General features: G+C 72.4%; 4 protein-coding genes. 2 read left to right on the top strand and 2 right to left on the bottom strand.

Going from position 1 to position 4,934, the window contains the following annotated elements:
- Positions 1–118: 118 nt before the first annotated feature.
- Positions 119–1,564, top strand: coding sequence for an NCS2 family permease (locus FNX44_RS23880; protein WP_143650971.1), 1,446 nt, complete (start codon positions 119–121; stop codon positions 1,562–1,564).
- 94 nt (positions 1,565–1,658) lie between these two features.
- Positions 1,659–2,852 (top strand): XdhC family protein, encoded by a 1,194-nt coding sequence (locus FNX44_RS23875; protein ID WP_143650970.1) that lies wholly within the window; start codon positions 1,659–1,661, stop codon positions 2,850–2,852.
- 33 nt (positions 2,853–2,885) lie between these two features.
- Here the strand turns inward: FNX44_RS23875 and FNX44_RS23870 are convergent, their stop codons facing one another.
- Positions 2,886–4,085 (bottom strand): MarP family serine protease, encoded by a 1,200-nt coding sequence (locus FNX44_RS23870; RefSeq protein WP_143650968.1) that lies wholly within the window; start codon positions 4,083–4,085, stop codon positions 2,886–2,888.
- A gap of 162 nt (positions 4,086–4,247) precedes the next feature.
- Positions 4,248–4,934: endonuclease/exonuclease/phosphatase family protein (locus tag FNX44_RS23865; protein WP_143650967.1), on the bottom strand; the 687-nt coding region annotated here is incomplete at its 5' end.

Raw genomic sequence — 4,934 nt, 5'->3', positions numbered from 1 at the left:
CCCCACCACAGCGCCACCCCCATCCCACGTTCTCGGGCCGTCCCCCGCGTCGTGCAATCCCAAATCCCGCACAGCAACTCGGCAGCGGGTGTCCCTATGAACCTTGGGAGCTAGCACAATGGCACAGTCGAAGGTAGAGCCGATGATCTCCGCGGAGGAACCGGGCGACGGCACGCGCCCCCCTGCCGACAGTGGATGGCTCGACCGTTACTTCCACATCTCCAAGCGTGGGTCCACGGTCGGTCGTGAAGTGCGTGGCGGCGTCACCACCTTCATGGCCATGGCGTACATCCTGCTGCTCAACCCCCTGTTGCTCAGCGTCGAGGACGTCAACGGCAACACCCTCCCGGCCTCGGCGGTGGTCACCGCCACCGCGTTCGCGGCCGGACTCACCACCCTGCTGATGGGCATCATCGGCAAGGTGCCGCTCGCCCTGGCGGCGGGCCTGAGCGTCTCGGGCGTACTGGCGACGCAGGTCGTCCCCAGCATGACCTGGGGCCAGGCCATGGGCATGTGCGTGATCTACGGCGTGATCATCATGCTGCTGGTCATCACCGGGCTCCGCGAGAAGATCATGAACGCGATCCCGATGGGCCTCAAGCACGCCATCACCATGGGCATCGGCGCGTTCGTCGCGATGATCGGACTGGAGAAGGCCGGCTTCGTCGGCCGCTCCGAGGTCGGCCCACCCGTCACCCTCGGCGTCGACGGCCAACTCACCGGCTGGCCGGTCTTCGCCTTCTGCATCACCCTGCTGGCCATCTTCATGCTGCTGGCCCGCAACATCCCCGGCGCCATCCTCATCGGCATCGGAATAGGCACCGTCTTCTCGCTGGTCGTCACCCAGGTCAAGGGCCTGAACCAGGAGCACTGGGGACTGGCCACCCCGCAGATCCCCACCAGCCCGGTCTCCACGCCCGACTTCAGCATCTTCGGCAACGTCGAGTTCGGCGGCTACGCGGCGCTGGGCGCCACCACCGTGACCATGATCGTGTTCACGCTGGTGCTGGCCGGCTTCTTCGACGCCATGGCGACGATCATCGCCGTCGGCCAGGAGGCCAAGCTCGCCGACGCCAAGGGACGCATGCCCGGGCTGAACAAGGCCCTGCTCATCGACGGAGCCGGCGGCGCCATCGGCGGCGTCTCCAGCGCCTCCGGGCAGACGGTGTTCATCGAGTCCGCCAGCGGCGTCGGCGAGGGCGCGCGAACCGGCCTGTCGGCCACCGTGACCGGCCTCATCTTCACCGCGATGCTGCTGTTCACCCCGCTCGCCCAGATCGTGCCCGGCCAGGTCGCCGCCGCCGCGCTGGTGGTCATCGGCGCGATGATGATGCAGAACGCCCGGCACGTGGACTGGAAGGACCGCGCGGTGGCGATCCCGGTCTTCCTCACCGTCGTCCTGATGCCGTTCACCTTCTCCATCGTCAACGGTGTCGCCGCCGGCGTCATCGCCTACTCGGCCATTAAGCTCGCCCAGGGCAAGTGGCGCGAGCCCGGCCTGTTCATGTGGCTGCTCACGGCCATGTTCGTCTTCAACTTCGCGTTCAACGACGTCGGACACTGACCGGCCCGCCCCGGCCCCGCGCCGGGGCGGCCTGGAATCCGGGAGTCCGAGGAACAGCAGAACCCAAGGACCCAGGGACCCAGGGAGGAACGCCATGCTGGACATCGCCGCGGAACTCCACCGGTGGTGCGTGCAGGGACGTGACTTCGCCGTGGCCACCGTGACGTCCACCAGCGGCAGCGCCCCCCGGGAGGTGGGCGCCGCCCTGGCCGTAGACAGCGAGGGCACGGCCATCGGCTCGGTCTCCGGCGGCTGCGTGGAGGGCGCGGTCTACGAACTCTGTCAGCAGGCGCTCGCCACCTGCGAGCCCGCCACACAGCGCTTCGGCTACGGCGACGACGACGCGTTCGCGGTCGGTCTGACCTGCGGCGGCATCATCGACGTCCTCGTCACCCCGGTCCGTGCCGGTGCCCTGCGGGAGGCGGCGGGCGACGAGGCGGCCGACCCCCCGCCGGCCTCGTCGGTGTCGGCCGCCCGCACCCTCGTCCAGGCGCTGGCCGCGGCCGCCGACGGGACCGCCACCGCCGTCGTACGCGTCGTCAACGGTCCCGCCGAACTGCGCCGCCGCGCACTGCACGTCCGAGGGGACGGCACCCTCGGCGGTACCCTCGGCGGCGCCACCGGCCTCGACCTGGCCGCCGCCGACCAGGCACGCTCACTTCTGGCCACCGGTCGCAGCGCCGTCGTCGAACTCGGCGCGGACGGCGGCCGGTGCGGCGAGCCGGTACGGCTGCTGGTGGAGACCAGCGTGCCGCCGGCCCGCATGCTCGTCTTCGGCGCCATCGACTTCGCCTCCGCCCTCGTGCGGGTCGGCAAGTTCCTCGGCTACCACGTCACGGTCTGCGACGCCCGCCCGGTGTTCGCCACCGCCACCCGCTTCCCCGACGCCGACGAGATCGTGGTGGACTGGCCGCACCACTACCTCGACGGCCAACGCCTCGACGAGCGCGCCGTACTCTGCGTGCTCACCCACGACCACAAGTTCGACCTGCCGCTGCTGGAGCGGGCGCTGCGACTGCCGGTGGCCTATGTCGGCGCGATGGGTTCCCGCCGCACCCACGAGGACCGGCTGCACCGACTGCGCACGGCGGGACTCACCGAAGACGAACTCGCCCGGCTGCGCTCACCCATCGGCCTCGACCTGGGGGCGCGCTCCCCGGAGGAGACGGCGCTGTCCATCGCCGCCGAGATCGTCGCCGACCGGCACGGCGGCAGCGGCCGACCGCTCAGCGGCACGCGCGCGCCCATCCATCGCGACCGCCCCGCGGCCCGGATGCCCGGCGACTGACCGGCCCCGGGGTGCCCGGCGGACAGACCCTGGCTAGAGCGCGTTGCGGTTGCCGGTGCTCACCGGCTCGGTCGCCGTGTTGCCGCGCTCGGCGGCCGTCCGCACCTGCTCGGCGGTCAGCGCGTAGCCGGTGTCCGGGTCGCTCACCGAACGGGCGAAGATCACCCCGTACACCTCGCCACCGGTGGTCAGCAGCGGGCCGCCGCTGTTGCCGGGGCGCACCAGACCGCGCAGCGGGTGGATGTCACGCGTGACCACGCTCGACCCGTAGATGTCCTGCCCTCGCGCCGTGGTGCGGCCGGCCACCGTGGCGGCCCGTAGGTCAAGACCGCCGTTCTGCGGATAGCCCGCCACCACCGCCGCGTCGCCGCGGCTCGCCGGACCGGCGAACGGCAGCGTGGGCGCGTCCAGGTCCGGCACCCGCAGTACCGCCACGTCGATGTTCGCGTCGAAGTAGACCACCGTCGCCCGGTAGCGCGGCCCGACGCCGCCCACCCGCACGGTCGGCTCGCTCACCCCCGCGACGACGTGCGCGTTGGTCATCACCCGGCGCTCGGCGTAGACGAAGCCGCTGCCCTCCTGGCCCTGGCGCCGGCCGTCCACGGCCGCCACCCCCTCCACCTTGACGGTGCTGCGCTGCGCCGCCGTGACCGCCGCCGCGGTCACCGAGTCGCCGGACGGCTCGGCGACCTCCGCGACCGACTCCCGCTCGAACGGGTTGAACACCTGCGGGAACCCGGCCGTCGTCAACGCGTTGGTGGCCCGGCTGAACCAGGTCGGCGCCTGCTCGGGCAGCCGGTCGTCGACCGCGCGCAGCACCGACGAGCCCCGGATCGCCTGGCTCACCTCCGGAGAGGGCGAGGAGACCAGCGCGCTCGCCGCCACCCATGCGACCAGCAGCACCGCCAGGACGTTGGCCAGTGCCCCGCCCACGCCGTCCAGCCAGCGCACCGGGGGCGCCCAGTGCAGCGACTGCCGCAGCCGCCAGCCGAGCCGGGCGGCCAGCGCCTGCCCGGCGCCCGCCGGTACCAGCACGGTCAGCAACGCCACCAGGAAGGCCATCGTGGTGCCGCGCTCGACCAGCCCCAGGGTGAACGGCAGCAGCCACACGCCGATGACCGCGCCGCCCACAAAACCCGCGAGCGACACCGCCCCGGCGACCAGGCCGCGGCGGTAGCCGGACACCGCGAACGACGCGGCGGCGAGGAGGAGCACGACGTCGAGCAGGTTCACCTTTGTGGTCCCTTTCCGCAGACATTCCCCCGAAGCCCCGCGAGGCGGGTGTTGGTCAACAAGAACGCGGGTCGACCATGTCCGGTTCCCGGCTGTGCGATGTCTCATGCCCCCTTGTCGAAAGGTGAGCGCCCACGAGTGCCGTGCCGTACGCCCCCGGCCTCACTCGTACACCCTCAGCTCCACGAGCACCGCCAGGTGGTCGCTGCCCGCCAACGGCAGGAAGCGCGCCCGTACCGGCACCAGACGCTCGCTGACCAGCACGTGGTCGATCTGTGCCCCCACCCGGGGTGCGAGCGGTACCGGCCAGGTGGCGGTACGGGAGCGGCCGGCCAGACGGGCGGCGTCCCGCATCCCGGTGTCGACGATCGCTCGGAAGGCGGCGTGGTCCTGGGTGGCGTTGAAGTCGCCGGCGATGATCGTCCGCTCCCCGCCGCGGCGGGCGGCGAACGTCCGCAGCGCCGCCAGCTCCCGCCGCCAGACCTCCAGCCGCAACGGCTCGGGCGGCATCGGATGGGCGACCTGGAAGCGCACGGGCAGCCCGCGCACGTCGGCGACCGCGCCGGGCATCGAGAGCGTCCCGGGTACCCGGGGGCGGGCGCTGAGCGGGTACGTGCTGAGGATCGCCGACCCTTCGGCGGCCCCGTCGCCCGCGAACACCTGGTAGGGGTGGCCGTCACGGACGGCCGAGCCGCGCAGCCGCCGCGCGCACTCCGCGTCGCACTCCTGCACGGAGACCAGATGCGGGCGCTCCTGACGCAGCGCCGCGAGCAGCGCGTCGAGCGCCTGCCCCTGCCGCAGGTTGGCGGTCAACACCCTGATCTGGGCGGGGGGTTCGGGGTCGGGGAG

Source organism: Streptomyces alkaliterrae (assembly GCF_007097205.2).
In the GTDB taxonomy this organism is placed as follows: Bacteria; Actinomycetota; Actinomycetes; order Streptomycetales; family Streptomycetaceae; genus Streptomyces; species Streptomyces alkaliterrae.
The sequence above is the reverse complement of the archived record's forward strand: the minus strand, read 5'-3'. Positions and strand labels throughout refer to the sequence as shown.

Excerpts from the sequence above, each read along its gene's own strand:
- FNX44_RS23880 (WP_143650971.1), top strand. The coding sequence starts at position 119 with ATGGCACAGTCGAAGGTAGAGCCGATGATCTCCGCGGAGGAACCGGGC.
- FNX44_RS23875 (WP_143650970.1), top strand. The coding sequence starts at position 1,659 with ATGCTGGACATCGCCGCGGAACTCCACCGGTGGTGCGTGCAGGGACGT.